1 protein-coding gene is annotated in these 599 nt (G+C 31.7%); it reads left to right on the top strand.

Going from position 1 to position 599, the window contains the following annotated elements:
* Window positions 1-559, top strand: a 559-nt coding sequence (locus tag GBG18_RS15070) for an IS3 family transposase (protein ID WP_152192392.1), incomplete at its 5' end; no start/stop codon positions are given.
* Window positions 560-599 lie beyond the last annotated feature (40 nt).

The raw sequence follows: 599 nt of genomic DNA, 5'->3' as shown, positions 1-599 counted from the left end.
TAATTTACCAATTGCCCCAAATGTACTTAATAGAGATTTCTATGCATCTGAACCGGATACTAAATATGTTGGGGATATTACATATATTCACACAGGTGAAGGCTGGCTTTACTTAGCAACAGTTATTGATTTATACTCAAGAAGAGTTGTTGGTTGGTCTATGGATGATAATATGAAAGTTAGTTTAGTAAATGACGCATTTAACATGGCTATAAGACAAAGAAATCCACCAGTGGGTTTGATATGGCATACCGATAGAGGAAGTCAATACGCTTCTTACTCCCATAAAGATTTATTACAAGAGCATGGTATCATTCAAAGCATGTCAAGAAAAGGCAATTGTTGGGACAATGCAGTAGCTGAGAGCTTCTTTAAAACACTAAAAAGTAATCTTGTATATCAAACATATTTTTATACTAAAAAACAAGCCAAAGCAATGATATTTGAATATATTGAAGTTTATTATAATAGAACTAGATCACATAGTTATTTAGGTAATTTATCTCCTGCTAAATTTGAAGAAATTAATTTTATGTTACAAAACGAAATGGTTGCTTAGGGATTAGAAAAAATGTGTCCTAATTTCAGTTACCACTCCA

It is taken from the genome of Poseidonibacter ostreae (assembly GCF_009208075.1).
Taxonomy (GTDB): Bacteria; Campylobacterota; Campylobacteria; order Campylobacterales; family Arcobacteraceae; genus Poseidonibacter; species Poseidonibacter ostreae.
Note: the sequence above shows the minus strand (reverse complement) of the source record. Positions and strands in the feature narration are given on the sequence as shown.